Consider the following 25491-nt stretch of genomic DNA (forward strand, 5'->3'; position numbering starts at 1 on the left):
TGACATAAAAAGTTTATTTTTTCTAACCCACTATCCTGGAGTTCTTTACATCTTCCATACTCTAATTGAAGCAATAATACTTCCTTTCTGCATTAAAACTTTTATCGAAAAAATTGCTTTTTCTGCCAGATCGTGTAGATCTTTACATATCTTTGGTATCGATGAAATGCAAATAAAACCGATAAAATGCAAAATATAGTCATATTTGGTGCTTCTGGCCATGGTAGTGTTGTCTTGGATTGCATTGAAAAGGAAGGTAAGTACAAGGTGGTTGGTTTCATCGATTCCTTCAAGAAAAAAGGTGCCATGGTGAACGGATATCCGATACTAGGAACCGAATTTGATCTACCATTTTTAATCGATAAGTATACGATCCGTGGAGGTATCGTGGCAATTGGAGACAATTGGATTCGTAATTCCATGGTAGAACGAATCAATAAAATTTCACCCAATTTTTCATACGTCACAGTTATTCACCCTAGTGCTGAGGTGGGTAAGGAAGTACAGATTGGAGTAGGAACCGTGATAATGCCCGGAGTCATTGTAAATGCAAATGCCATCATAGGTAATTTTTGTCTTTTAAATACCAATAGTTCTTTAGGACATGATGGTTTCATGCAGGATTTTTCCAGTTTGGCCCCAAAAACGTGTACGGGAGGAAATCTCATTTTGGGTAAGTATTCCGCCATTTGTCTGGGAGCCAATGTTATCGATTCTATTTCTATTGGACATCATACAGTAGTTGGTGCGGGCTCTTTGGTGGTGGGAAATTTGGAAAGTAACATTCTGGCATTTGGTTCCCCGGCAAAGAAAATAAGGGTAAGGGGCATAGGCGAACCTTACATGTCCGGCAGAAAAGGCAGATTGGACGTCATCCCTCTTTACAAGTGGGAGGAATAATTTCTTATAATTTTCTCAGTACTTTAATTACTACCTTTGCCCCCAAATAAATGTTATGGGTGCTATAGTCGCTATTGTAGGAAGGCCTAATGTGGGTAAGTCGACTTTTTTTAATCGATTAATTCAGCGCAGGGAGGCTATCGTGGATGCCGTAAGCGGGGTGACCCGAGATCGTCATTACGGGAAAAGCGACTGGAACGGAAAGGAATTTTCTGTTATTGATACAGGGGGTTACGTGCTGGGAAGCGATGATGTTTTCGAGCAGGAAATCGATAAGCAGGTAGAATTGGCCATACAAGAAGCGGATGCCATCATTTTTATGGTCGATGTGGAAACCGGTGTGACCGGAATGGACGAGGATGTAGCAAAATTATTGAGACGCGTAAACAAGCCTGTTTTCTTGGCCGTCAATAAAGTGGACAATGCCATGCGCGAAGAGGATGCCGTCGAGTTTTATTCTTTGGGGCTTGGCGACTTTTATACATTATCCAGTATAAATGGAAGCGGCACAGGAGAATTGCTGGATGCCTTGGTAGAAAAACTGCCTGAATCCGTAAAGGAAGAAAGTGAACTTCCAAGATTTGCCGTTGTTGGAAGGCCCAATGCAGGAAAATCTTCATTTATCAATGCCCTAATTGGTGAAGAACGATACATCGTTACCGATATTGCCGGAACTACCCGGGACAGTATCGATACAAAGTATAACCGATTCGGGTTTGAATTCAATTTGGTGGATACGGCCGGTATTCGAAAGAAATCGAAGGTTAAGGAAGATCTGGAATTTTATTCCGTGATGCGCTCCGTAAGAGCCATTGAACATTGCGATGTGTGTTTGTTACTATTGGATGCCACGCGTGGATTTGACGGTCAAGTTGAAAATATATTTTGGTTGGCCGCCAGGAACAATAAGGGAATTGTGATTCTGGTCAATAAATGGGACTTGGTGGCAGATAAGGAAACCAATACGATAAAGGAATACACAAAAGCTATCAAAAAGGCTATTGAGCCTTTTACGGATGTCCCAATTTTGTTCATTTCCGTATTGACCAAACAACGTATTTTTAAGGCCATCGAAACAGCCGTCGAGGTATATCAGAATCGAAGCAAAAAAATCAAGACGCGGGAATTTAATGATGTCATGCTTCCCTTGATCGAGAATTATCCGCCACCTGCCCATAAAGGCAAGTATGTTAAGATTAAGTTCTGTACCCAGCTACCTACGCCTTATCCGCAATTTGCCTTTTTTTGTAATCTACCACAGTATGTGAAGGATCCCTATAAAAGATACTTGGAAAATAAGATTCGTGAAGAATTTGATTTTACGGGTGTTCCCATTACCGTTTTTATGAGGAAGAAATGATTTATAAGGAGTTAGGAGATAGGAAATGAAAAGTGAAAAGTGTTTTTTTTGCTAAAAGCTAAACACCGAATGATTGAAAGTTATTGTTCATAAGTCATTAGCAGTAGTCCAGTTGTCAATAAGTAGAGTATTATTGAGTTTATCTCAACAATGGACAAGTACCTTTTTGTATCGATTATTAACCCGTGAACAATTTGATGTAAAGCGTACAGTGTGTAGCGAATAGCTTCTAGCGAATTCAAACAACCAACTTACCAACCTCCAGAGGCACCTCCGCCGCCAAATCCGCCACCGCCAAATCCACCGCCAAAACCTCCTCCACCAAAGTTTCCACCACTAAATCCACCCCCGGAAGAGCCGCTTCTTCCCATATTGCTCAATATGATTACATCCCATGGGCTTAATCCACGCCTTCTACCTCCACGACCATTATTTCCACCTTTGCGACTCCATAGAATGAAAAGAATGATTAGAAAAATTAGAAAAGGTAAAAATGAAGAAAGCGGGGGTCCCTTCGTTTCGTCAAAAGTTCTGTCCTCCTTGAACTCGCCATTGAGGACTTGAAAAATGGCATCTGCACCTAAATTTAGTCCTTGATAATAGTCTCCTTTCTTGAATTCAGGGATAATGATATTCTGAATTATGCGGCGCGACATGGCATCCGTCAGGGAGCCTTCTACGCCATATCCCGTGTTTATGGCAATTTTACGATCGTCCCTCGCAAGAATGACCAATATTCCATTATCCTTACGACTTTGCCCGATGCCCCATTTTTGACCCCATTGCGCCCCCAAGTAGTTAATGTTTTCACCCTCGGTGCTGGCAATGATGGCCATAACAATTTGGGTGGACGTACTGTCCGAATACCTAATCAATTTCTGTTCCAATGCCTTTTTTTGCCCTTCGGGCAACAGGTTCACATAATCGTAAACACTGGTTTGCAGGGAAGGTTTCGGCGGTATCTCGAACTGTCCATATGCAAGACAGGAAACAAAAATTAAGAAGACTGCTAGTAATTTTTGGGGAAAGCTTTTTAAAAAACTTAACGCACCCGTGCACGTAACGGAATTCCCCTCCTTTGGAGGGGTTAAGGGAGGCTTTTTATCCTTTTGAAACCTCATTGCTCAGTTCGTTTGTGTCATTGGCATGCCAAGGAAAATGTACTTTTAGCTCCTTTCCTGCCTCCAAAATTCCTGCAACCAACCCTTGTTTAAATTGCCCTTTTTTAAAGTGTGTTTCAATGATGTCCTTGGTAGAGTCCCAGAAGCCTTTGGGAACAACATCGTTAATGCCCTTGTCCCCGCAGATGACAAATTTTTTGTCGTGTACGGCAACATAAATCAACACACCGTTGCCTTCCTTGGTATTGTCCATCTTCAATAGGTGGAAAATTTCCTTGGCACGTTCGTAATGGTTTTCCCTTGTGTGTGCCTCTATGTGCACCCTAATTTCTCCAGAAGTATCTTTTTCCGCTTCCAAGATGGCCGCTACAATTTCCTGTTCTTCGGCCTGGGTCAAAAAATCCTCTACTTTGGACATCGGCTTTTATTCAAATTCAAAATTCACATCGGGTGCTTGTTCCGATCCTGCTTCGGCATTGAAATAAGCCAATTCATCAAAATTGAAAATTCCTGCCAAAATCGAATTTGGAAATTTCTTGATGTGCAAATTGTAGGGTTCAACCGTGGCGTTAAAACGGTCCCTGGCCACGTTGATCCTATTTTCCGTTCCTTCCAATTGGGACTGAAGCTCCAGAAAATTTTGATTGGCCTTAAGGTCTGGGTATCGTTCCACGGTGACCAATAATCTACTTAAGGCTCCGCTAAGTCCACTTTGTGCCTCATTGAAATTCGCCAATTGTTCCGGGGTAATATTGGTAGGGTCAATGTTCACGGAGGTTGCTTTTGCACGTGCTTCGATTACATCCGTCAAGGTACCGCGTTCAAAGTCTGCAGCTCCCTGTACGGTCTTTACCAAATTTCCAATAAGGTCGTTTCTTCGTTGATAGGCGCTCTCCACGTTCGCCCACGTTTTGGTGGAGGTTTCTTTGAGTGCAATGGCCGTGTTGTTAAAACCAACCGCCCATTGGTAGATTCCAAAGGCAAGTACGGCAAGCACAATTAGGGCAATTAATCCTTTTTTCATTGTCAATAGTATTAGTGTTTATAATGGTTATCCAGTTAGTATGCCAAAGAAAGCTTTTGTTACAGCTTTTAGAGCTGTTCCTTTATTTTGATTAGCTCCGCCTTTACGCGCTCCAGTTTTTGAATGATTTCAAAATTGGACAGGGTCTTTTGTTTTTCTTCCTTTAGGTGTATTTTGGCACCGTCCAAAGTGAAGCCCCTTTCCTTTACCAAGTGGTAGATCAATTGAAGGTTCTTAATGTCCTGGGGGGTGAATTTCCTGTTACCCTTGGCATTTTTTTTGGGCTGTAGCACGTCAAACTCCTTCTCCCAAAACCGAATCAAAGAAGTGTTTACACCAAATGCCCTGGCCACTTCGCCAATCCCGTAATATCTTTTTTCAGGAAGTTCTACTTGCATTAATCCAGGGATTGGTTTTCTTGGTTGGCGTATTTCAACATGTTTTCAAATTCCTCCGGAGACAAGCTTCCGTAGTAGAAATTAATTGGGTTGATACGGTCGCCGTCCTTCCAAACCTCGTAATGCAGATGTGGGGCTTCTGAACGACCGGTGCTACCAACGAAACCAATGAGGTCCCCTCTTTTTACCTTTTGTCCAACTTTTACGTTATACTGGCTCAAGTGCCCATAAAGACTTAGGTATCCATAACCATGGTCAATACGGATATGCTTTCCGTACCCGGACGAATTGTTGTCTGCCCGAGTCACTTCTCCATTGCCCGACGCATAGATGGGTGTTCCCTTTGGAGCGGTAAAGTCCATTCCATAATGCATTTTTCGTGCCTTCGTAAAAGGGTCTGAGCGCCATCCAAAACCAGAGGCCATACGTGTAAGGTCCTCATTGTTTATAGGCTGTATGGCGGGTATGGACATTAATAGTTTCTCCTTTTCTTCGGCTAGTTTGGTAATCTCGTCCAAAGATTTGGACTGGATGGCCATCTGCTTTTTAATGATGTCCAATCGCTGTGTGGTGGCAATGACCATTTCGGAGTTGTTGAATCCCTCCAAGGATTTGTATCGGTTTACACCTCCAAAGCCCGCTCGTCGTTGCTCCTCTGGAATCGGATTCGCTTCAAAATACAATCGGTATATGTTATTGTCCCTATCCTCAATATTGGCCAGAACATCTTCAATCTGTTCCATTTTTTTGTTCAGGAGCTCAAATTGAAGTTCGTAGTTCTTAACCTCCCGTTGCAGGGAAAGTTCGCGAGGGGTATTTATAACATTCGTGTTCAAGAGTAAAATCAACCCGAGCATTCCAAAAAGGAAGGAACCTAAAAAGAAAAACGCGATATTTCTGTATCGCTTCGATTTTTCAGGCTCGATCTTTCTGTAGGAAAGCGTATCCGGATCGTAATAGTACTTTACTTTAGACATGAAGCTATTTTATCCTATTTTTGTGGTTTATTTTAACATAACAAACAAATATAAAAATTGTTTTCTACAAACAGTTAAAATTTGTAAAAGCTTAGCATTTTAGATGAATTCCAAGGATATACGAACCCAGTTCCTAACATTTTTTGAAGGTAAAAAACACAAAATTGTACCCTCTGCGCCCATGGTCATAAAGGATGATCCAACCCTCCTTTTTACCAATGCGGGAATGAACCAGTTCAAGGAGTTTTTCTTGGGAATCAACGAACCCAAAAACACCCGGGTGGTGGATACGCAAAAGTGCCTTCGCGTGAGTGGAAAGCACAACGACCTGGAAGAGGTGGGCAAGGATACCTACCACCATACCATGTTCGAAATGTTGGGCAATTGGAGTTTTGGGGATTACTTTAAGGAGGAGGCCATTACCTGGGCCTGGGAATTGTTGACCGAAGTCTTCAAAATGGACAAGGACAGTCTGTATGTTTCCGTTTTTGAGGGAAGCCAGGATGCCGATACACTGGAAAAGGACGCCGAGGCCTATGCCATTTGGAACAAGATCGTTCCTGCCAATAGGATCATCATGGGCAATAAAAAGGACAACTTTTGGGAAATGGGCGACCAAGGTCCGTGTGGCCCATGTTCCGAAATTCATGTCGACCTGCGTTCCGATGAAGAAAAAAAGAAAGTATCCGGAGCAAGTTTGGTGAACAAGGACCACCCTTTGGTCGTGGAAATCTGGAACCTGGTTTTCATGCAGTATAACCGTAAGGCCGATGGATCCCTGGAACCGTTACCGGCCAAACATGTGGATACGGGCATGGGGTTCGAGCGACTCTGTATGGCCTTGCAAGGCAAAAAATCCAACTACGATACGGATGTTTTTACACCCCTGATACGGGAAATAGAGATTATCACCGATGCCAAATATGGAAAGGACGAACCTACGGATATTGCCATTCGAGTAATTGCAGACCATATACGGGCGGTTTCTTTTTCCATTGCAGATGGGCAATTGCCCAGCAATACAGGTGCAGGCTATGTCATTAGACGTATTTTACGCCGTGCAGTACGGTACGGTTTTACCTTTTTAGGGACCAAGGAACCTTTTATGTACCGCTTAGTAAACGTACTTACCCAAAGTATGGGCGAGGCATTTCCAGAACTGTCAGAACAAAAGCAGCTCATTGAAAATGTTATCAAGGAAGAGGAACATAGTTTTTTAAAAACCTTGGATCAGGGATTGGTGCTGTTGGATACCATCATTGAAAAAACCAAGGGTAAAACGGTAGACGGTAGAAAAGCTTTTGAACTTTACGATACCTACGGATTTCCAATAGACCTTACCGCCTTGATCTTAAGTGAGAGAGGTTTTTCCTTGGACGAAGATGGTTTTAATGTTGCCATGCAGGAACAGAAAACCCGTTCCAAAACGGCTTCGGAAACTTCTAAGGGTGATTGGGAGAATTTACAGTCCGATGCTGAGCAGGAGTTTGTAGGGTACGATAGGTTGGAGGCCGATGTAAAAATAGTAAAATATAGAAAGTTGGAGTCCAAAAAACAAGGGTTGCAGTATCAAATTGTCTTTAATCTGACACCTTTTTACGCAGAGGGTGGCGGTCAAGTAGGGGACAAGGGCTATTTGGAATCCCCCGATGGCGATGTAGTGTATATCGTTGACACTAAAAGGGAAAACAACGAAATCGTACATTTTGCCAAAAACCTTCCCAAAAAATTGGAAGGAACCTTTAAAGCGGTCGTGGACAGCAAACAACGTCAGCGCACCGAAGCCAATCATACAGCGACCCATTTGCTGCATCAGGCATTGCGCGAAATCTTGGGAACACATGTGGAACAGAAAGGTTCCGCCGTACATTCCAAATACCTGCGATTTGATTTCTCCCATTTTTCCAAAATGACCAAGGAGGAATTGGAGGCTGTGGAATCCTTTGTCAATGCGAGGATAACGGGCCAATTGCCGCTGGAGGAACAGCGGAACGTACCTATAAAGGAAGCCTTGGAAAATGGGGCGATGGCCCTGTTCGGGGAAAAATATGGCGATGCTGTACGTACCATCCGTTTTGGGAAATCCATTGAATTGTGCGGGGGGACCCATGTGAAGAACACCTCTGATATCTGGCATTTTAAAATTAAGTCGGAAGGAGCGGTGGCCGCAGGAATACGCAGGATAGAAGCGATTACCAGTGACGCCGTAAAGGATTTCTATGCCGAAAGCAATAAATCATTGACCGAAATAACCGAAGCACTAGGAAATCCGCAGGATGCCGTGAAAGCAGTAAAAAGTCTGCAGGACGAGAATTCCGATTTAAGGAAGCAGATCGCTGCGCTTTTAAAAGACAAGGCAAAAAACCTTAAAGGCGATTTGCAGAGTGAACTACAGGAGAAAAACGGGGTGCGATATCTAATCAAGAAGCTTGATCTGGATGCCGCGGGCATCAAGGACCTCAGTTTTGAAATGGGACAAAACCAATCCGACCTATTTTTACTTTTTGCCACCGAGCAGGATGGGAAGGCCCTGCTTTCCTGTTATATTTCCAAAGAATTGGTTGCAAGCAAAAATCTGAATGCAGGTACCATTGTTCGGGAATTGGGCAAATACATTCAAGGAGGTGGCGGCGGCCAGCCCTTCTTTGCAACGGCGGGAGGGAAAAATCCGGCAGGAATTCCCGACGCCATGGAGAAGGCTTTGGAATACTTGGGCTAATGTGAAGTTCTGAAACCAATAGATCCCAGTTGGAATATTTTTTATAAGTCGCAAGCCCAAATAGTAAGACCCCAAAGGTTTTTAAAACCTTTGGGGGCATGGAAAAGATTGGAAAATAATAATAGAATGCTCAGTATAATCTTCCTATAAAAAATAAATAAATGAAATATGAGATTCTGATTGTTTTTCTTCTGCTGCTTTCATCTTGTTCAGAGCCTATTTCCAAAAACAAAGAAAAATCCGTTTACGAGAAATCACCACCTATTTCTAATGAAGATTCACTAAGAATTCAGGACTATTGGTCAAAAGCGAATCAATCAGGGGTATATTCCCAAGAAAGACAAAAATATCTTGATTCCATTTTGTTGATTAAGCCAGATACCGCCTACATCTGGCAGCAAAAGGCAATGCCCCTATATAAGGAAAGAAAATATTCATTGGGCAAACCTTTCTTAGCGAAGGCCGTCCTATATGATTCGGTCAAGTATTTGGATTACAGCGCATTCGTGAAATGTTTGTTCTCAAAAGAGTATGAGGAATCCATTCTAGAGTTTTTGGAGGCTAAGAATAAATTTGGTGACCGCTATGTAATGGACCACACATACAATTTCTATATTGGGATTAGCTACCTACAATTGAACCAATTTATAAAAGCAAAAGACTTTCTAATTCGAAGTAGGGACCAGCAGTTTAAAGATTTTCCGAACGAACCTCCCGAAGAGGCATGCCATTATCTGGATTGGTTTTATTTAGGGGTAGCTGCCTATGAGTTAAAAGAGTATGAATCAGCAATAGAATTTTTTGATACGAGTTTGAAAGTATATACAAATTTTGGTGATGCACTTTACTATAAAGGAATTTCTCACTATAAAATGGGAAATAAAGACGAGGCGGAACTTGCTTTAAGAATGGCAAAGGAAAACAGGGAAAATACTATAAACGAGGATCAAGTATATTACGTAATATATCCCTACCAGGTCTTTCATAAACTGAGTCCTTTGGCCGGTAACAATAAGTAGTAAAAAGACCCCAAAGGTTTTTAAAACCTTTGGAGTCTCCAATACTGATCAAACTATTGGAAATCAAACTATAGAAAATGAAACTCCAGACACAAATACCTTTATCAAAAGCAAATAATCCTATAGATTATTCCAGCAAGATATTGATATTAGGGTCTTGTTTTTCCCAGAATATGGGGGATAAATTGGCGTATTTCAAGTTTCCGGTTTTGCAAAACCCCTTTGGTATTTTATTTCATCCCCTGGCCATTGAAAATCTTGTCAAAAAAGCGGTCGACAAATATGAATACACGGAAAGGGATATTTTTCAGTTTCAGGGACGTTGGCAATGTTTTGAGGCACATTCGGAACTGAGTTCAAGTAACAAGGAGGTACTTTTGGAGCGTTTGAATTCGGCGGTATTGGAGACCAACAAATACGTAAGTGAAGCATCCCACATTGCGATTACCTTGGGCACCGCTTGGGTCTATCGGCATTTAGAAAAAAATATTCTAGTGGCCAACTGCCATAAAGTGCCCCAACGCGAATTTCAAAAAACACTGCTGAAAGAAAATGAGATAGTTACCTCCATAACCGCTACCGTTAACAGTATCAAAGCCGTAAACCCAGAAGCACAGATTATATTTACCATCTCCCCCGTACGCCATTTAAAGGATGGTTTTATTGAAAACCAACGAAGTAAATCGGTACTCATATCAGCCATACACGCAACGGTTGGAGTTCCCCCTTTGGGGGCTAGGGGGCTTTATTTCCCCAGCTACGAAATCATGATGGATGAACTTAGGGACTATCGTTTTTATAAAGAGGATATGGTACACCCCAATGTGTTGGCCATCGACTATATCTGGGAGAAATTTAGAAGCGTTTGGATTTCGGAGGAAGTAGGTGAGGCGATGGCGAAGGTAGCAGAAATTCAAAAGGGCTTGGCGCACAGACCCTTCGATGAACAATCGGAGGGGCATCAGAAATTCCTAAAAACCCTCGACCAAAAAATTGCGTATATTAAACAGAGATATCCCTTTATGAATTTTGAAAATTCTTCTTCATGAAACGTTTTTTAGCCGGCGTGCTGATAACTTTGGCGGTAGTTTTCATCATCAGGTCCTGCAAGGACGAAAAGGCCTCCAAAGCTATTTTGGAAGAGAATTCCATGCTCATACAAACCCAAATTGAAAATGTTTCCAAGCTCATTGTTACGGAAGGTCACTTTGCAGAAGTTTACAATTACAAGGATTCAAAAGAGCTTTTTGGTCCTTTGCTTACAGCGGATAAAAAAGCATTGGTGGTAGTAAATGCCGATGTCAGCATCTCCTATGACTTAAGCAAGGTTACCTTTGAGCTGGACGAACCCAATAAAACCCTCAAAATAACCGGTATCCCGGAACCCGAAATCAAGCTGAACCCAGATTTTGAATATTACGATGTTACCGCTGATTATCTAAATCAGTTTGATGCTGGGGATTACAACACCATAAAACGAAATATAAGGAACTCGCTGCTTAAAAAAGTGGAAGCTTCCACGTTGTGGACTAACGCCAAGAATAGGTTATTGAGCGAGCTACAAAAATTTTACGTACTTACCAATAGTCTGGGTTGGACGCTAGTCTATCAAGATAGAAGTATAGAATCTGCAGCCGACTTCACTATTTTGCCTTGACATCTTTGGGCTATGAGTTGGGTCAAAACACCTATTTATAAGGTTTACAAGAGGTCTTTCAAAATATTTCTACCAAAAGTGTATTCGGTAAGCCCGTGTTCTGATTTAACTATAAATTACTCTTTAAAAATAACTTTTTTGATCAAACCTTTAAAAACGCTATTTCAAATGAGTTATTAAGTGATAGTGTTTTTTGGATATAACCTTTTCAGGGGAACTAAGTAATACTTCTGCATATGCTTTGTCTTTCTTTTGAAGGATTTTTTATTTTTAGATTGCCTTTATACCACGAAAAGTCCCTTGCCCTACTTGAGGTTTTGTGTATTTTTGATATACATAACTTATATTGTTTTCAATGTCCGCCTCCTCGCCAGCAGAAAAAAATCTTTACATTATTATTTTTCTCAACTCTATTTATCCTATGGGAAATGAATTAAGGTCTTTTCTTAGTGACAAAATAAAAAGTTGTCAGTTTCGTAAAAATGAATTTGTAGTTAGGACCGGAGAGAAATGTGAAAGGCTGTATTTGCTTAAGGAGGGTATGGTTAGAGGTTTTTTTAATAGCGGGGGAGAGGAAATTACCACTTGGGTGGATAGTGAAAATGAAGTATTTACATCGATCACAGGTTTTTTCGGAAATAAGCCGGCCATGGAGAATATCCAATGTATAGAAGATACTTACTGTGATTACTTGGAGTATAAGGACTACAGATACTGTCTGAGGCGTTTCCCTGAAATGAACCATATAAGTAGGATGATGTTAGAAGAATACTACAGGCTTTCTGAACATAGAGTTTTGTTGGCCAGAATCCCATCTGCAAAAAATAGGCTTGATTATTTTATGGAACATAGTAAAAAGGACTATGCGAAGCGCATACCAAAGAAATATTTAGCTTCCTTTTTGGCCATGAGACCGGAAACCCTGAGCCGTTTGTTAAAAAAATATAGCGATAATTAAAAAATATGTTCTTCATCGGTAAAATATCACACTTCATCGATATTTTAATGTATTTTGAAGTAGTAAGTTTTTGATTATCAAAAGATTGTATTTCACTTTTTCATTTCTTTTACTCAAAGTATCAAAAAATCATTTTTGTAAGAAAATACTTTAAATTGACATATGTCAATTCCTCAAAAAATAATTTGTAATAAGAAAATATTATAAGCGTTTTCTTACAAATTAAAAGGAAAATTTAAACTTTTCTGTAGTACACAAGTTAAAATGTATTTGGCAAAAATGATAAACCGACCCACAATAAATAGTATGATAAAGTAACCTCGACCTTTACTCTCTAATCCCGAAAATTTATTGACCTATGGTATCTAGATACCATAAATTTTAAAAGCCCCATTTAGGGGCCTGGGATTTCCTGCGCCTTTCTCAAAATTTTTAAGGGCATAAGTAAAATTAAAAAACACTTTTAATCTCTTGATAATGAGAATTTTAAAAACAACAAGTAATACCAATATTAATTCTAGGCCTATTTGTTAAAAAAGGTAGGCTAACCTTAAATCCTTTAACCCTATGAAACCAAAAAAAATCCTACTCGCTTTAACTCTCCTTCTTTCTGTTTGGGTACAGAAGATATCATCCCAAGAAAGTGATGGAGTAAGCACCCCTCAAGAACTTCTATCCATAGCAATTTCAGATGAAAATCTTTGGAGTGAATTGGAAATGAACCCAAATGAGGTATCAAAAATTTATCTACTTGATCATGGAGTTGTTTTAAATCTACCGGAGAATTTTACGATAAACGGTATTCCCTTTGAAATAATTCAAAAGAACCAAGTTGAAAGTATTGGTGATTTTCCCATGGTTCGGGTTCATACGCTGAATATCGAGGAGGACAAGGCCTTGGTCAGAATCTACCTTTCTAAAAAAAGTAACGGTATTGAATACAACTCAAACGCCGAATTTCAATTTACCAAGCAAAATCTAGCCTGGGTTTTAACCAATAAACTATAACGGTATGAATGCAAAATTTACGAAAATCGGTATTCTTCTCCTTTTTGGATTGTTTTTCAATGTAACCAACCTGTTGGCACAAACCAATAGAATATTGAACAATGATCGATTAAGAATAGGAAACGGTGCGCAGAGTTCCATTAACTCCGCTGGAAATATGGAGCAGCCCTTTTATTACAATGGATCTGTTTATAGGAAACTGACATACAGTACATATCCTTTGGATATTCAATGGGGTGTTGGTGGTGATGGCACTAATAATTGGAACATTAACGGAACTTTAATACAGAATCCAGCCTTAGGAGGTCAAACCTATGACTACAGTAATTTTACGGTTACCAACCCCACAACTGGCGATGGATATGGCCAAATAAAAACTTCTGGTACTATATCGATCAATGGTCAAACGTTCATGGTCGAAAATATTTATGAGCTTCTGCAACCAGAGGGATACATTGGTATAAAGGTGAAAATAACAAATACCAGTGGGTCTCCAGCTTCCAATGTTCGATTATGGGTGGGTACCCGGGATGATTATGTAGGCGGTACCGATCAGCCGACCAAAACTAGGGGAAATCTGATCGACGAAGAATTTGTTGCGTTGGATAACCAAGCAGATCAGGCAAAAGCGATAAAAATATCTACGGCACAGGAGGCCATTTTATTTTTCAGTAATTCCGATAGGGCTTATTCCACTATTAACAGTTGCTGTAGTTTTACGAATTCCACGAATCAAAATCCAGCAACGAATCTTATAACCCAAACGGGTGATGGTTCATATGCGCTTTACGTAAGGTTTGATGATTTGGACGTAAATGAAAGCGATGAGCTTATATGGTACTACGGGGCCGGTACCCTACCTGAAATTGATGAGATAATCGCTAGGGTGGCAAGTGCTGCCATAGGTGCGTTCGATAACATTACCTATAACGCTGCGGACTATGCTGCTAGAACAGCGGAAGCGGGTACAGGTTATTGGGTATTGGTTCCTGATGGGGCCACGGCTCCAACGGAAGCCCAAATTAAGGCAGGTACTGACTACAGTGGAGTTACGCCTATTTCTTCAGGAAATGCTTCTATGCAGGCAGATGTAGAACATATCTTTAATCTCACCGGGTTAGCTGCCCATACGGATTACGATTTTTATTTTGTATCGGAATACTTTGATGGAGTGGATTTTGTTTTCACTGAAATTATCAGTGAAGATTTACATACAAAAGAGGCGCTACCAGTTCTGGATTCGTTTACTCCAGAAACTGCAGCTTATGGCGAAACGGTTACAATTTCTGGATACAATTTGCTTACTACCTCTGGTGTTACTATTGGGGGCATAAATGCTACCTACACGGTAATAGATTCAGAAACTGTTGAAATAATAGTACCTGCCGGGGCAGAAGATTTTTATATAGAATTGACAAATGAAAGTGGTACGGCTTCCATCGAATCAGAGATTTCGGACACTTCAGGAAACTGTAGTACCGGATGGTCTGGGGCATGGCAGACACTAACGCCAAGTGAAGACGGAATACTAAATACGGTAACCTTAAAACTGGACAACACTGATCTTAATAATGCTTATGATTTGTTTCTTGAATTACATGAAACGGATAATAATCCAGCGTCTGCCAGTCCCGGAGTGAAATTCAACTCGTTGCTGGGTACCTCTGAGACGATAACTATGTCAACTAATACTCCTGCAACCGAAGTACAGTTTACGTTCACTTCCAATATTGAATTGGACGCCAATGAAGATTATTATGTGGTTTTGAAAGAATCTTCTGGAAATCCATCCGGAACTGGTCTTCAAGGTGTTTATTTTAGCTGCGAAGGAGAAACAGATGGAGGGGCGGGTAATCTTTTTGGAAGATTGTACTACAAGTTTACGGTAAACCCAATTTTAAACATAAGTAATCCACCGACTGATATTTCAATTTCGCAGAATACGATTCAAGAAGACAATGTTGCTAACCAAATAATAGGGTCTTTTAGCACCACGGATGAAGATGTTAGTGATACACATACGTATGTCTTTGTAACGGGATCTGGAGATACTGACAATACTTCTTTTGTTATAAATGGAAATGACCTTGAGGCAGGAGAAGTATTTGACTTTGAAACAAAAGCATCATATTCTTTAAGGGTTTCAACCACGGACTCGGAAGGAAATAGTTTTGAAAAAAGTTTCACGATCACCATTCAGGATAATACCGATGAAGACGGTGATGGAATCAATGATTCTATGGACAATTGTCTCAATCTTGCTAACGCTGACCAAACAGATACCGATGGCGATGGTATGGGCGACCTATGTGACGACGACGATGACAACGACGGTACACCGGATTCCGAGGATGATTTCCCGTTGGACGAGAACGAGGATACCGATACCGATGGTGACGGAACGGGCGACAATGCCGATGACGACGATGACAACGACGGTACACCGGATTCCGAGGATGATTTCCCGTTGGACCAGAACGAGGATACCGATACCGATGGCGACGGAACCGGCGACAATGCCGATGACGACGACGACAACGACGGTACTCCGGATTCCGAGGACGATTTTCCATTGGACGAGAACGAGGATACCGATACGGACGGGGACGGAACGGGCGACAATGCCGATGACGACGATGACAACGACGGTACTCCGGATTCCGAGGACGATTTTCCATTGGACGAGAACGAGGATACCGATACGGATGGCGACGGAACCGGGGACAATGCCGATGACGACGATGACAACGACGGCACACCGGATTCCGAGGACGATTTTCCATTGGACGAGAACGAGGATACCGATACGGACGGGGACGGAACGGGCGACAATGCCGATGACGACGATGACAACGACGGCACATCGGATTCTGAGGACGCCTTCCCATTAGATTCCAATGAGGATACCGATACGGACGGGGACGGAACCGGCGACAATGCTGACGACGATGACGACAACGATGGCACACCGGATTCTGAGGACGCCTTCCCGTTAGATCCCAATGAGGATACCGATACGGACGGGGACGGAACGGGCGACAATGCCGATGACGACGATGACAACGACGGCACATCGGATTCTGAGGACGCCTTCCCATTAGATTCCAATGAGGATACCGATACCGATGGTGACGGAACCGGCGACAATGCTGACGACGATGACGACAACGACGGTACACCGGATTCTGAGGACGCCTTCCCGTTAGATCCCAACGAGGATACCGATACAGACGGGGACGGAACGGGCGACAATGCCGATGACGACGATGACAACGACGGCACACCGGATTCGGAAGATGATTTCCCATTGGACGAGAACGAGGATACCGATACCGATGGTGACGGAACAGGCGACAATGCAGATGAGGACGACGACAACGACGGTACACCGGATTCGGAAGATGATTTCCCATTGGACGAGAACGAGGATACCGATACCGATGGTGACGGAACAGGCGACAATGCGGATGATGATGATGACAACGACGGTACACCGGATTCTGAGGACGATTTCCCGTTGGACGAGAACGAGGATACCGATACGGACGGGGACGGAACAGGGGACAATGCCGACGATGATATTGACGGGGACGGAATTCCAAATGATGAGGATCTATATCCCTACGGCGAATCAGAAGATAGGGACAACGATGGTGTGCCTGATGTAGATGATGCTTTCCCAGATGACCCAAATGAGAGCGTGGACAGCGATGGCGATGGCCAAGGGGATAATTCGGATACGGATGATGACAATGACGGTACGTTAGATGATGAGGATGCCTTTCCATGGGATCCCAACGAGGATACGGACACGGACGGTGACGGCACTGGCGATAATTCCGATAGCGATGATGACAATGATGGAACCAATGATGAAGCTGATAAATTCCCGTTAGATCCAAATGAGGATTCGGATTTGGATAATGACGGTATTGGTGATAATGAAGACATGGATGATGACGGTGATGGAGTGATGGACGAAGTAGATGCATTCCCCATCGAAAAGGAACCCACACTGGTACCAGCCGAAGCCTTTACACCGAATGGTGATGGGAACAACGATACTTGGGTGATTCCTGGAATAGACAACTACCCCAACAACGTGGTGAAAGTCTTCAACAGATGGGGACACGAAGTATTCGCCATACACTCCTATAAAAATAACTGGGAGGGTTTTTACAAGGACAACCGTGAGAAACTCCCTTCAGGGTCCTACATGTATGTCATAGACTTGGGCGATGGTTCAAAACCCATCCAAGGATGGTTGTTCATCAATTATTAACAAATTAAAAAAGTAAAAATGATACGAATTATAAATTCAATTATTGTCCTGTTCGTGCTGCTTTCTTCAGTTAGGGCTTGGAGTCAACAGGATCCAAATTACACCTTTTATCGGTATAACATGAACATTTACAATCCCGCATTTGCAGGAAGTTCAGAAGGTGTGGAGTTTGTCCTTGGGCTCAGGAGCCAATGGGCGGGCATCGAAGGTGCCCCAGAAAGCCAGAGTGCCATTTTTGGTATGCCCGTGGGCAATAAGGTCGGTTTAGGCGTTAGCATCCTAAATGACAAAACCTTTATTGAGACCCAAACATGGATGGCGGTGGACTTTTCCTACCACATCGACCTTGATGAAGATAACCAGTTGTATTTTGGACTAAAGGCGAGTGCTAACTCCTACGATGCCAATACCCAAGGTCTTTTGACCTACGGCGTTGGTCAGGACGGATCGTTGATGAACTTTGAAAGCCGTTTTACACCGAACGTAGGTGCTGGTATCTATCTAAAAAATGAAAAGTATTTTATATCTCTCTCCGCGCCAAAGATTTTGACACCTGATAGGCTTCAGGAAGCCAATGGAAATGCATTTCTTGGCGCCGACAGGATGCACGCTTATCTTGGAGGTGGTTACGATTTCCTTTTGGGTGGAAGTACCAAATTGCAGGCCTTGGGTATGATTAGATATGTAGATGCATCTCCGCTTTCCTATGAACTTACAGGTCTTTTGGACCTTGCGGAGAGATTTACCCTTGGTGCCGGATATCGGTATAATGAAAGCATAAGCGGACTTTTTCTCTTTAAGGTTTCGAACGGGTTCCAATTGGGCTATGCCTATGAGAATGCCTGGCAGAGACCAATCGATGGTCTTGACCAGGGAACACATGAGGTCTTCATGAGATTCTTATTATAGGTAGTTTGGTGTTTTTCTAAAAAGCCCTTGACCAAAGGTCAAGGGCTTTTTTTATTGGCCCCGCCAACAGGTTTATTAACCCGAGGCTTACTTCGAAACAAAAAGTTCGTTTCTTACGAATGTCTCGTAAATTTGTTCTGAGCTTGTTTATTTTTCAATGAATTGGGCGTCCGTCAGCGCAATGCCGTCATCGATCAGATGGCCTAACTTCGGATTTTCCAATTTGATCGAATTCAAATGGGCCTTTATATCACTGGCAAAATCCAAATCCTGGTTTCCTACTGCCAGTTCATATAATTCCACAGAAAGCAGCCAATCCAAAGGATATTTCTTAGTAAGTACCTTAAAAACTTTATTCCTTGAAATGGTCGTATTTTTACCGTTTCTATAATCCCTAATTTGTTGGTAGAGATTTTCCAATTCCTCATCCTTGGAACCTTTCGCTTTTGGATTGGAACTGCTTAGTTCATGGTTTAACAGATCAAAGCTTTTTAAATCGGCAGGGCCATGATAGGCAGAGACTATCCGTTCCCCAATGGCCATATTGTACAGTTCGTCCTTGGACTCAAAGAGAATCTGATCGTTATGGGTGACTTTACAGTGCTCAAAAGTGATGAGGATGATTTGTCCCTGTAGGTTTCTGGTACCCGTTACAATTTTTCCGCTGATACTGATACCGCCTTCAAATTCTAGGGAGACGTCGTTTCCTTCATAAATATTATAGGCTTTTAAATCCCGGGGACTCATATCTTCAATGGCAATATTGATTCCCTTAAGTCTTCCGATTGGGGATCCAAATCCTGTGGCATGTTGATTGATATCCTGTCCTACCAATTCCTTTTCCCGAAACGCTAGTGCCGATTTTCCTTTGGTCTGAAAATAAATGGGCTCCCCATTATGTGCAATGACGCTTTCAAAATTACCTGATACCTGCAATCCCGTACTAAGTTCAATCGTACCTAAATCTTTCGAATCAATAAGTTTTTGAAGTCCGCTCAGGCCGCCGGTTCGCAAGGCCATCGTATTGGCGAAGTCCTCCAGTACTTGGCTTAAAAATGCGAAATCTGGTGTCACATAAAGTTGGGGTTGGGGTTGGGTAATGTCAAAGGGGGTATGTGCCGCTTCGATGGAGTAGGGTACTTTCTTGACCTTGTCCGTCATGCACCATGCACTCTCCCCAATACTCGATAGGAGTCCGGCCCCATAGATTTTCGGATTCTCTAGAGTACCTATTAGGCCATATTCCACGGTCCACCAATGTAGGTTCCTGATTAAAGCCATTTCGCTGGGTTCGCCCATATTTTGTTGGAGTTCGTCCACGCGTTTTTCAGCTTTCACTATTTCTTCCTTTGTCGTTCCTTTGGCTTCCTTGATTATGGACAGATGTCTAACGGCTTCATAAAGCTCAAAATCCTTGGCGTTCGAGATGGCCTTGCTACCAATTTCCCCAAATCTTCTTAGGTAAGCGGCATATTCTGGATTGGCAATTATGGGTGCATGTCCCGCTCCTTCGTGGATTATGTCCGGCGCGGGGGTGTATTCAATGTTTTCGAGCTGCCGGATGTCCGAAGCAATGACCAAAACATTAAATGCCTGAAATTCCATAAAGGCTGCCGGAGGTATAAAACCATCCACGGCGACCGCCGCCCAGCCCAAATCCTTAAGGATACGGTTCATACCGTACATATTGGGAATACTTTCTATGGAAATCCCAGTTCTCTTTAAACCTTGTGTGTAGGATTCATGGGCAACGGTACTGAGATAATCCACATTCTTTCGCATTACGTACCGCCAAACCGCCTGATTGATGGCCGTGTAGTGCTCATAATGTTGTGGTTTTATGTACTGCTTTAAATGTTTGGGCAGTTTGTCCAGTATGGGATTGCTTTCGTAATTCATGGTATTCTATCTTAACGAGTTCTTATACCGGGTACTAATAAAATTAGTATATATAGGTTTAAGTAGCTGTTAAAATTTATTATCTACGTGAATATTCCCTTTATTTGTTATTATTATAGGAAATTGTTGGTTTTTGATGCATGGAGAACCATCAACAAAAGGAAAAAATATCATGGAAAAACTGGATACCATTGACAGACAGATTTTAAAAATCTTGGAAAAGGATGCCAAAACCGTGGCCAAAACGATTGCCGACCAATTGGGAATGACAAAAACTCCTGTATACGAGCGTATAAAAAGGCTCGAATCCGAGGGTTTTATAAAGAATTACAAGGCCGTGTTGGATACCTCTAAAATTGAACCTAGCATTACGGTTTTCAGTTTTGTTTCCTTGGATGCCCAAAAAGGAAGTCTTATGGACGATTTTTTGGAAAACGTTTCACTCTTTAATGAAGTAACGGAATGTTATGTGGTGGGTGGAGAATTTGATTTTTTGCTGAAGATAACCGTAAGAAGCTTGGATGCCTATTATGATTTTGCAAAAACGAGGATTGCTACCTTACCGAATATCGGGGCTGTAAAAAGTGCCTTTGTGCTGAACGAGGCGAAGAATAGTCAGCACTTTCCTTTATTATAGAAGTGGTTTAAGCTTTTTCAATTTTCGCTTCAATCCAAAAATTTTAAATCACTTCATAAAAAAAGCCCTTTCACTTACAGGAAAGGGCATGGATTTTCCAAAGAAATAATTCCTATCGAACGGCCACGGAGTTGGGCGGATATTGTTCCAAAATCTGTGAAACAAACTCCTTGATGCGCTGTTCTTTCTTTTCAATGTTCTTCGTATTGGCCAGTGTGCCTTCGCCTTTTCCTTGCCATACCAGTTCCCTGTTTTTAGTGTCTATAAGGTCTATGTAGAGGGAACCTTGGGTTCGGGTGCTAACATTCGGGCCCCAGCCTCCCCAGCCCCAGCCCCAACCTGGACCCCAGGCCCAAGCAGGTCCCCAGCCCCAGGCGCCGCCCCAACCCCAACCAAAGTTGTTGTTGTAGACATCAACGCGTTCCTCTTCCTTTGTAAAAATGCTGATCAATAAATCAGGATTTTCAGATTTTACGAAACCTCTTGAGGCCATTTCGTCCTCAATGGCATACAGGATTCTCTTTTTGTCCAAATCGGATATTTGGGCCTTATCGATTCCTGTTTTATAAAAGGCATAGGATTTATATTCGTTAAAATTGGCTTCTTGGTTGTAGTCCGAAAGTACCCGAACCGAAGAACAGGAGCTCAAGAACACCAATCCCAATAGTATCAGCAATAGAAATTTTAAGTTTTTCATAGCAATCGATTTATCTGTTTATGGAATTATTTCTTTGTAAAATAGCTTCAAAAATCATGCCGAAGAACCGATTATTGTCGGTTCGTTTTGGGGTCGTATCCATACGGACAGTGTCTGCAACCACTCTCGCAGCAGAAGCCTCGCTTTAGGTGATACTGTCGTGTAAAAACCCTATAACCTTCGTCCGACCAATAAAAATCGCCATCTTCTATCGGAATAATTTTTTTCATCAAATGCGTTAAATTGGAAGCTTCAAAACTCTCAAATTTGTTGCCCAATCTAGAATAAAATTAAAATAATTCTGTTGATAACCTGTGTCCTTTACGGTATAAATGTCCTTGTTTAACGGAGATTTAGCATAGGTTGGGAAAACGGTACAATTGTTGGCAACATCAAAGGACATCCTTTTAATCCTTGTTTTTTACAAGTATCTTTGATTGGAATAGAACAATTAGGTCTATGATATTGGTTTTTAAACACTTCTTTTATAAAAACTACGTGGGGCTCTCCCTTTGGCCATTCATCTTTTTGAAACATGATACACTCAAGAACGACAAGGACTTAATCAATCATGAAAAAATTCACTTAAGACAACAACGGGAACTTTTGATAATTCCGTTTTACGTGCTATATGCTTTTGAATGGGCAATACGCTCATTGTACTATTTGGATACCTACAAGGCCTACCAAAATCTAAGTTTTGAACGTGAAGCATATAGGAACGAGCATACACCGGATTATTTGGAGCATAGAAGGCCTTTTAGTTTTATGAAATACTTTTTTTATAGGTAATACATCAATTTGCAGGTTGAAAATCAATATGTAGAACTCCCAATTCTAAGGGAAAAGCAGGTTGTTCTTGCCATAAAGCGTGAGGATTTGATCCACCCGCTCATTTCAGGAAATAAATTTAGAAAGCTCAAATACAATATATTAAAGGCCCAGGAATCTGGACACACTAAGATTGTGACGTTTGGTGGGGCTTTTTCCAATCATATCGCAGCTACTTCGGCAGCAGCCAAAATCGCTAATTTAGAAGCCATTGGTGTCATTCGAGGGGAGGAACTGGTGAATACGTGGCGTGAAAACCCAACTCTAAAGCGGGCCCATGAAAACGGAATGCGTTTCAAATTCGTTTCCAGGGAAATTTATAGACAGCGAAGCGAACCGGAGTTTTTGATTTCCTTGCAAAATGAATTTGGGGATTTCTACCCAATACCCGAAGGGGGAACCAACGATTTGGCCATAAAGGGGTGTGAGGAAATCCTCCATCCATTGGATACGGAATTCGATTTTATCTGTGTTTGCGTAGGTACAGGTGGTACTATGACGGGGTTGATCAATGTGTCGGGCAATAATCAGCAAGTTTTGGGGTTCCCTGTTTTAAAGGGCGATTTTCTATCGACCGAAATAAAAAAGCTTTCTGGAAAGAAGAATTGGAGCTTGAACCAAAAATATCATTTTGGCGGATATGCCAAGATAAATGAAGAATTGGTACATTTTATTAATCGGTTTAAACAACAAACGGGCATCCCCCTTGACCCAGTGTATACGGGAAAAATGATGTACGGGTTGTTGGATATGGTAAGGAATGATAATTTTGCACCGGGAACGCGAATCTTGGCCATACATACGGGAGGCTTGCAGGGCATTTTTGGAATGAACCTTGTGTTGCGTAATAAAAATTTACCTTTGTTGGATATATGACCCTCCTTGGGGGATTTTGTATGGCAAGATTACTACTTCTATGAAGAACAATGTTTAAACCTTATAAAATTGAACTTAATTTTATTTTGAGAAGGAAAATAATAATACTCTTTTTGTTGCTCGTTGGGGTTGTTGGGTGTAAATCCAAGAAATCTTTGTCCGATAAAAACCGTACCCAACAGGTGCAAGCCGAAAGTAGGAGAAGTCATGGGAAACCTTCAAACGCGGCTACAGATAGGGACCCCAGCATGCCTGAGGATTCGGGTGAGTTCGTAAAGTTTCGGATTGAAACTATTGATGAATACATCGCTACTTTTTCGGAAATCGCCCAACTGGAAATGAAGGCCTATGGAATTCCCGCCAGCATCACCTTGGCCCAAGGGCTCTTGGAAAGTGGCTATGGTAAAGGGGATTTGGCCATGAAGACCAACAATCATTTTGGTATAAAATGCCATACCGGATGGCAGGGAGACTATGATTTCCACGATGACGATGCCAAGGGCGAATGTTTTAGAAAATACAATCATCCCATGTATTCCTTCAGGGACCATAGTATTTTTTTGACCACTCGGAGTCGGTACGCGTTTCTTTTTGATTATAAGGTAACGGACTATCGCAAGTGGGCCCACGGTCTTAGAAAGGCGGGCTATGCAACGGATAAGCGTTATCCTCAGAAACTGATTTATTTGATAGAAAAACATCAGCTTTATAAATATGACGGGGGTGTTTTGGATACGGGCCAGGACGAAGATCGTGTCGTCCTTACCGAAAGTGAAGCCGTTCATATTGTGAAAAAAGGGGACACCCTGTATTCCCTTTCAAAAAGATATTATGTTTCCGTGGACGAGTTGATGCGCATGAACAATTTAAGGGACTCCGGTCTATCCATTGGCCAAAAGCTCTTGGTCAAGTCCACCTCCGTAAATAGATAGAACATGATTTACAAAAGAAGTAGTGCCCTTTTTGCAGAGGCCAAACAATTCATACCTGGCGGTGTAAACTCACCGGTGAGGGCTTTTAAGGCCGTAGGCGGCGATCCAATTTTCGTGAAGGAGGCCAAAGGGGCCTATTTATATGATGTAGATGGAAACCGACTCATAGATTACATAGCATCTTGGGGTCCCTTGATTTTGGGACATGCGCATGAATCTGTTTTAAATGCCATCATTGAGAAGGCAAAAAAAGGGACTTCCTTTGGTATGCCTACTGAAATTGAGACCGAATTGGCAAAGTTGGCCGTTTCCATGGTTCCAAATATCGATAAAATCCGATTTGTAAATAGCGGAACGGAGGCCTGTATGAGCGCCGTTCGTTTGGCAAGGGGTTATACGGGCAAGGACAAGATCATCAAATTCGCCGGATGCTACCACGGCCATTCCGATTCCTTTTTGATTCAGGCAGGGAGCGGTGCGGTTACTTTTGGAAGCCCCAATAGTCCGGGTGTTACCCAAGGTACGGCCAAGGATACCCTATTGGCCAGATATAATGACTTGGAAAGTGTTTCCAATTTGATAAGCGCCAATAAAGGAGAAATAGCGGCGGTCATTATTGAGCCCGTGGCTGGAAACATGGGTTGCATCATCCCTACCGATGGTTTTATCCATGGATTGCGGGAACTCTGTTCCCAAAATGATATCCTTTTGATCTTTGATGAGGTCATGACCGGTTTCAGGCTTGGAAGGGGAGGAGCCCAGGAAGCCTTGGGAATCAAGGCGGATATTTTGTGTTTTGGAAAGGTAATTGGTGGTGGACTTCCCGTTGGTGCCTTTGCTGCCAGCAAGGAAATCATGGGGTATTTGGCCCCCGAAGGACCGGTATATCAGGCCGGTACCTTAAGTGGAAACCCGTTGGCCATGAGTGCCGGCTTGGCCATGTTGACCGAACTTAATAACAATCCAGCGATATTTACCAGCCTTCAGGAAAAAACGGCCCATTTGCACATCGGCCTTTCCAAAGCGCTGGATAAAAAAGGAATTCCCTATCAGATCAATCGTTTTGGCAGCATGATTTCGGTACATTTTACGGACCGCCCGGTGATGGATTTTGCATCTTCGGCCACCGGAAACAACGAAACGTTTAAAAAGTATTTCCATGGAATGTTGGATCAGGGAATCTATCTACCACCGTCCGCTTTTGAAAGTTATTTTCTGAACGATGCCTTGTCCTATGAGGACTTGGACGAAACCATAGAGGCGGTGGAAAAATTACAACTGGATTAA

The 25491-nt window shown here is 42.2% G+C and carries 23 protein-coding genes; 15 read left to right on the forward strand and 8 right to left on the reverse strand.

The features are described 5' to 3' along the window. Positions 1-186: 186 nt before the first annotated feature. On the forward strand, positions 187-900 hold the full coding sequence (locus F0361_RS10125) for a NeuD/PglB/VioB family sugar acetyltransferase (RefSeq protein ID WP_154918418.1): 714 nt from the start codon (positions 187-189) through the stop codon (positions 898-900). 55 nt (positions 901-955) lie between these two features. Continuing rightward, positions 956-2260, forward strand: coding sequence for a ribosome biogenesis GTPase Der (gene der, locus F0361_RS10130; protein ID WP_154918419.1), 1305 nt, complete (start codon positions 956-958; stop codon positions 2258-2260). Positions 2261-2511: 251 nt separating this feature from the next. Here der and F0361_RS10135 read toward each other — a convergent pair whose 3' ends face one another. The 5 genes from F0361_RS10135 to F0361_RS10155 form a co-directional block, all read right to left on the reverse strand. Continuing rightward, complete coding sequence (locus F0361_RS10135) at positions 2512-3381, reverse strand: TPM domain-containing protein (RefSeq protein WP_154918420.1); 870 nt, start codon at positions 3379-3381, stop codon at positions 2512-2514. Then, complete coding sequence (locus F0361_RS10140) at positions 3362-3799, reverse strand: TPM domain-containing protein (protein ID WP_138257269.1); 438 nt, start codon at positions 3797-3799, stop codon at positions 3362-3364. The genes F0361_RS10135 and F0361_RS10140 overlap by 20 nt, the downstream gene beginning before the upstream one ends. A 6-nt stretch (positions 3800-3805) precedes the next feature. Then, on the reverse strand, positions 3806-4405 hold the full coding sequence (locus tag F0361_RS10145; RefSeq protein ID WP_154918421.1) for a LemA family protein: 600 nt from the start codon (positions 4403-4405) through the stop codon (positions 3806-3808). Between the two features lie 68 nt (positions 4406-4473). Beyond that, positions 4474-4803: a MerR family transcriptional regulator gene (locus F0361_RS10150; protein ID WP_125222500.1), complete on the reverse strand. Its 330-nt coding sequence runs from the start codon at positions 4801-4803 to the stop codon at positions 4474-4476. Continuing rightward, complete coding sequence (locus tag F0361_RS10155) at positions 4803-5780, reverse strand: M23 family metallopeptidase (RefSeq protein WP_138257271.1); 978 nt, start codon at positions 5778-5780, stop codon at positions 4803-4805. The genes F0361_RS10150 and F0361_RS10155 overlap by 1 nt, the downstream gene beginning before the upstream one ends. A 103-nt stretch (positions 5781-5883) precedes the next feature. On the opposite strand from F0361_RS10155, the gene alaS reads away from it, so the two are divergent. The 8 genes from alaS (at position 5884) to F0361_RS10195 (ending at position 18332) form a co-directional block, all read left to right on the forward strand. Further along, positions 5884-8499, forward strand: a complete 2616-nt coding sequence (gene alaS, locus F0361_RS10160) for an alanine--tRNA ligase (protein WP_154918422.1) — start codon at positions 5884-5886, stop codon at positions 8497-8499. A 161-nt stretch (positions 8500-8660) separates the two neighbouring features. After that, entirely contained in the window at positions 8661-9518 is an 858-nt protein-coding gene (locus tag F0361_RS10165) for a tetratricopeptide repeat protein (RefSeq protein ID WP_154918423.1), read from the forward strand. A 77-nt stretch (positions 9519-9595) separates the two neighbouring features. Further along, positions 9596-10567, forward strand: a complete 972-nt coding sequence (locus F0361_RS10170; protein WP_154918424.1) for a GSCFA domain-containing protein — start codon at positions 9596-9598, stop codon at positions 10565-10567. Then, positions 10564-11175, forward strand: coding sequence for a DUF4230 domain-containing protein (locus tag F0361_RS10175; protein WP_154918425.1), 612 nt, complete (start codon positions 10564-10566; stop codon positions 11173-11175). The genes F0361_RS10170 and F0361_RS10175 overlap by 4 nt, the downstream gene beginning before the upstream one ends. A gap of 421 nt (positions 11176-11596) precedes the next feature. After that, complete coding sequence (locus tag F0361_RS10180; protein WP_161598226.1) at positions 11597-12133, forward strand: Crp/Fnr family transcriptional regulator; 537 nt, start codon at positions 11597-11599, stop codon at positions 12131-12133. 567 nt (positions 12134-12700) lie between these two features. Next, positions 12701-13141, forward strand: coding sequence for a hypothetical protein (locus F0361_RS10185; protein ID WP_154918427.1), 441 nt, complete (start codon positions 12701-12703; stop codon positions 13139-13141). Between the two features lie 4 nt (positions 13142-13145). Continuing rightward, positions 13146-17423, forward strand: a complete 4278-nt coding sequence (locus tag F0361_RS10190) for a T9SS type B sorting domain-containing protein (protein WP_154918428.1) — start codon at positions 13146-13148, stop codon at positions 17421-17423. Between the two features lie 18 nt (positions 17424-17441). Beyond that, positions 17442-18332, forward strand: coding sequence for a PorP/SprF family type IX secretion system membrane protein (locus F0361_RS10195; protein ID WP_154918429.1), 891 nt, complete (start codon positions 17442-17444; stop codon positions 18330-18332). Positions 18333-18479: 147 nt separating this feature from the next. Here F0361_RS10195 and F0361_RS10200 read toward each other — a convergent pair whose 3' ends face one another. After that, complete coding sequence (locus F0361_RS10200; protein ID WP_154918430.1) at positions 18480-20231, reverse strand: aromatic amino acid hydroxylase; 1752 nt, start codon at positions 20229-20231, stop codon at positions 18480-18482. Between the two features lie 172 nt (positions 20232-20403). Here F0361_RS10200 and F0361_RS10205 point away from each other — a divergent pair, with 172 nt between their 5' ends. Further along, positions 20404-20868, forward strand: coding sequence for an Lrp/AsnC family transcriptional regulator (locus F0361_RS10205; RefSeq protein WP_240042661.1), 465 nt, complete (start codon positions 20404-20406; stop codon positions 20866-20868). 112 nt (positions 20869-20980) lie between these two features. Here the strand turns inward: F0361_RS10205 and F0361_RS10210 are convergent, their stop codons facing one another. Together F0361_RS10210 and F0361_RS18700 are read right to left on the reverse strand one after the other, a co-directional pair. Then, complete coding sequence (locus tag F0361_RS10210) at positions 20981-21565, reverse strand: DUF4136 domain-containing protein (RefSeq protein ID WP_138257280.1); 585 nt, start codon at positions 21563-21565, stop codon at positions 20981-20983. A gap of 71 nt (positions 21566-21636) precedes the next feature. After that, the gene (locus F0361_RS18700) at positions 21637-21795 is read right to left on the reverse strand and encodes a DUF5522 domain-containing protein (protein WP_161598227.1); all 159 of its coding nucleotides are present in this window, start codon (positions 21793-21795) and stop codon (positions 21637-21639) included. Between the two features lie 229 nt (positions 21796-22024). Here F0361_RS18700 and F0361_RS10215 point away from each other — a divergent pair, with 229 nt between their 5' ends. The 4 genes from F0361_RS10215 to hemL all read left to right on the forward strand — a co-directional run bounded on the left by F0361_RS10215 (position 22025) and on the right by hemL (position 25491). Next, a complete protein-coding gene (locus F0361_RS10215; RefSeq protein ID WP_154918431.1) occupies positions 22025-22357 on the forward strand; it encodes a hypothetical protein in 333 nt (110 codons plus the stop codon). A 9-nt stretch (positions 22358-22366) separates the two neighbouring features. After that, positions 22367-23272, forward strand: a complete 906-nt coding sequence (locus F0361_RS10220) for a 1-aminocyclopropane-1-carboxylate deaminase/D-cysteine desulfhydrase (RefSeq protein WP_154918432.1) — start codon at positions 22367-22369, stop codon at positions 23270-23272. 86 nt (positions 23273-23358) lie between these two features. Continuing rightward, on the forward strand, positions 23359-24204 hold the full coding sequence (locus F0361_RS10225; protein WP_246160853.1) for a glucosaminidase domain-containing protein: 846 nt from the start codon (positions 23359-23361) through the stop codon (positions 24202-24204). 3 nt (positions 24205-24207) lie between these two features. Further along, positions 24208-25491 carry a glutamate-1-semialdehyde 2,1-aminomutase gene (gene hemL, locus F0361_RS10230; RefSeq protein WP_154918434.1) on the forward strand — a complete coding sequence of 428 codons (1284 nt, stop codon included), beginning with the start codon at positions 24208-24210 and terminating at the stop codon, positions 25489-25491.

The sequence above is a fragment of the Maribacter flavus genome (assembly GCF_008386635.1).
GTDB classification, from domain to species: Bacteria; Bacteroidota; Bacteroidia; order Flavobacteriales; family Flavobacteriaceae; genus Maribacter; species Maribacter flavus.

Coding starts and splice junctions, on each gene's coding strand:
- F0361_RS10125 (WP_154918418.1), top strand. CDS start 187: ATGCAAAATATAGTCATATTTGGTGCTTCTGGCCATGGTAGTGTTGTC.
- der (WP_154918419.1), top strand. CDS start 956: ATGGGTGCTATAGTCGCTATTGTAGGAAGGCCTAATGTGGGTAAGTCG.
- F0361_RS10135 (WP_154918420.1), bottom strand. CDS start 3,381: ATGAGGTTTCAAAAGGATAAAAAGCCTCCCTTAACCCCTCCAAAGGAG.
- F0361_RS10140 (WP_138257269.1), bottom strand. CDS start 3,799: ATGTCCAAAGTAGAGGATTTTTTGACCCAGGCCGAAGAACAGGAAATT.
- F0361_RS10145 (WP_154918421.1), bottom strand. CDS start 4,405: ATGAAAAAAGGATTAATTGCCCTAATTGTGCTTGCCGTACTTGCCTTT.
- F0361_RS10150 (WP_125222500.1), bottom strand. CDS start 4,803: ATGCAAGTAGAACTTCCTGAAAAAAGATATTACGGGATTGGCGAAGTG.
- F0361_RS10155 (WP_138257271.1), bottom strand. CDS start 5,780: ATGTCTAAAGTAAAGTACTATTACGATCCGGATACGCTTTCCTACAGA.
- alaS (WP_154918422.1), top strand. CDS start 5,884: ATGAATTCCAAGGATATACGAACCCAGTTCCTAACATTTTTTGAAGGT.
- F0361_RS10165 (WP_154918423.1), top strand. CDS start 8,661: ATGAAATATGAGATTCTGATTGTTTTTCTTCTGCTGCTTTCATCTTGT.
- F0361_RS10170 (WP_154918424.1), top strand. CDS start 9,596: ATGAAACTCCAGACACAAATACCTTTATCAAAAGCAAATAATCCTATA.
- F0361_RS10175 (WP_154918425.1), top strand. CDS start 10,564: ATGAAACGTTTTTTAGCCGGCGTGCTGATAACTTTGGCGGTAGTTTTC.
- F0361_RS10180 (WP_161598226.1), top strand. CDS start 11,597: ATGGGAAATGAATTAAGGTCTTTTCTTAGTGACAAAATAAAAAGTTGT.
- F0361_RS10185 (WP_154918427.1), top strand. CDS start 12,701: ATGAAACCAAAAAAAATCCTACTCGCTTTAACTCTCCTTCTTTCTGTT.
- F0361_RS10190 (WP_154918428.1), top strand. CDS start 13,146: ATGAATGCAAAATTTACGAAAATCGGTATTCTTCTCCTTTTTGGATTG.
- F0361_RS10195 (WP_154918429.1), top strand. CDS start 17,442: ATGATACGAATTATAAATTCAATTATTGTCCTGTTCGTGCTGCTTTCT.
- F0361_RS10200 (WP_154918430.1), bottom strand. CDS start 20,231: ATGAATTACGAAAGCAATCCCATACTGGACAAACTGCCCAAACATTTA.
- F0361_RS10205 (WP_240042661.1), top strand. CDS start 20,404: ATGGAAAAACTGGATACCATTGACAGACAGATTTTAAAAATCTTGGAA.
- F0361_RS10210 (WP_138257280.1), bottom strand. CDS start 21,565: ATGAAAAACTTAAAATTTCTATTGCTGATACTATTGGGATTGGTGTTC.
- F0361_RS18700 (WP_161598227.1), bottom strand. CDS start 21,795: ATGAAAAAAATTATTCCGATAGAAGATGGCGATTTTTATTGGTCGGAC.
- F0361_RS10215 (WP_154918431.1), top strand. CDS start 22,025: ATGATATTGGTTTTTAAACACTTCTTTTATAAAAACTACGTGGGGCTC.
- hemL (WP_154918434.1), top strand. CDS start 24,208: ATGATTTACAAAAGAAGTAGTGCCCTTTTTGCAGAGGCCAAACAATTC.